The organism is Stieleria sp., from assembly GCF_041595215.1.
GTDB lineage: Bacteria > Planctomycetota > Planctomycetia > Pirellulales > Pirellulaceae > Stieleria > Stieleria magnilauensis.
In genome coordinates, this window is the sequence record NZ_JBFHKV010001267.1 from 1 (window position 1) to 2,213 (window position 2,213).

Genomic DNA, 2,213 nt, shown 5'->3' on the forward strand with positions numbered 1-2,213 from the left:
GATTTCCGGCCGGATCGGTGATGTCGGGGCCGATGAACAGTTGATAATTTCCGTCTTCGGTCGTCCGCTGGACGTTGACACGATACGTCGTCGCATCGACTTGCTCGATCGATGTCACGGTGACCACGCCGCCCGGCCCGATCACGCGGGCATCGGTGGTGGCAAAACTGTTGGGATCGATCGGGATGTTGAAGGTAACGGTGAAGTTTTCGAACGCGCCGTTGATGGACGTTGTCGGCGATTGGCTGACGACGCGCAGCGGATCTCGCGCGACCGTGATCCGGCTGATGTAGCGATCCTCGACCGGCTCGCCGCCGATGCCGTCGTTGTCTTGATCCTGCAAATTGCCCTGCAGATCGGTCGCCTTGGGATCGACCACCAACTGATATTCGCCATCAGACGGTTGCGGCGAAAAACTGATTCGGAATGTCGTGTTCGATGGGTCGATCGGCTGGACGGACAGAATTTGAATGTCGCTGGTCGGGGCAACCGGATTGGTTTTGACGGACAATCCGCCGGATGATCCCACCAACGCGAAGGTGCCGGCATTGAACGTTGAAATTTCGCCTTCGGCCGCGGCCAGTTCGAACCCCAATCCACCGGTCTGATTGAACATGATTAGTCGAAGCGGGTAATCGCCCGCGGCGGGGAAATCGAAGACGTGCAGGTCCGTTGAGAGTCCTCGGAGCCCCGGGAATTCGCCGATCCGGCCACCAATGTCCAACCTGTAGCCGTCGTCACTGCCGACCGAAAACGTCCACTTGCCCGCGGTCGGTATGGTGATCGTTGCATTGGCGTCCAACACGATGTAGTTGGTGTCGGTTCCCGATAGGGGCACCGATTGATCAGCGGCGTAGTTACCGACCGTCGAACCGTAATTGATCACAGACTCGTTGACGAATTGCTTGAATGCATGACGAGAGGAATCGTCGACGACCGTCAACGCTCCGCTGAGACCATTGAACGTATTGCTGGATTCGATCACCGCCACGCTGAAACCATCGATGATCGCGGCGGGGTCATGAGCATCCAAGGCAGCCAATGTCTCCGGATCGAACAATTGGATGTCATCGACCGAAAGCGAGTCCGGATCGATCGGCTCGTTGAAGGTGACGTCGATTGAGGAGAGAACCGTTCCGGTCGATCCCGAGGGAGACTGCCCCACGATCCGCGGGCCGAACGTGTCGATCAAGATGGACGTCTGGAAGACATCGTCAACCGGCTCGCCCGACACGCCGTCGGCGTCTTGGTCCATCAGTGTTCCGGCGGACCCCGCCACATCGGGCCCAATCGACGCGACGTAAGTTCCTGCGTTACTAAGGCGGCCCGAGAGCGTGACGACCGCCGAATACCGAGTCACGCTTTCGACCTGGACGGCGGAGACCGTCGACGGTCCCGAGATGCCGATGTAATCGGGTCCAAAGCTGGCCATGTCGATCGGCCGATCGAACGTCACCAGGAATCGATCTTGGGGATTGAACGGATCGAGTGTTCCCGAGTCGCGCAAGGAAACGATCTCGCCATCGCTGACACTTCGCTCGACAATCGAGACCTCGTCGATCCGTCCATCGAAGAATCCGGCGTTATCAAACGTTGTGCTTCCAAGACGCGCACCGGAGGTCGATGGCACATACTCTGGGGCCGCAACGCTATTTCGTAAGACGCCGTCGATATAAACGTGCACAATTCCATCCCGGAGCGTTGCGGCAACGTGCGTCCACACACCAATCGATGCCGCGATGCCGCTATCGACCCGTTGACCGAATTCGAACACCGCCACGTAATTGCCGTCATAAATCGAAATCGACCAGTCGCGGCGGGACGACTGGCTGCCAGCCAGTCCCACCCACCCGGTCGCGGGAACGGAGTTCGGATTGACCCAGGCAGCGATCGTCCAGTCGTCCGCCGGAGCCCAGTTGCCGAGATTGAAATAGTCGCCGGCGCCGTCGAGCAAGAATGCGGAGCCGCCCGTTCGTCCCTCGCCGTAGGTTGCGTCGCCCACGGGGGTTCCGTTGCGAGTGCCACTCACATCCAGCGCGCTGTTATTGGCTTCGTAGCGATGATGAATCGGTTCGGTCGTCGGCGCCAGTTTCTTCAGCGCAACTCCCCGTGGTCCGATGGCTCGATTGGTCGGCGAAGTCAGGAAATTGCTGTAGTCAATGTAGTCCGTCACCGGCTGACCGGCCGGGTTATCGTTAACCATCCCGTCGAGC

Annotated in this window: 1 protein-coding gene; it reads right to left on the reverse strand. The window is 59.3% G+C overall.

All coding sequences use genetic code 11. The annotated features are described in order from the left end of the window. The coding region (locus ABX749_RS30410) for a LamG-like jellyroll fold domain-containing protein (RefSeq protein WP_372899340.1) at positions 1 to 2,203 on the reverse strand (2,203 nt) is incomplete at its 3' end. Between the last annotated feature and the right edge of the window lie 10 nt (positions 2,204 to 2,213).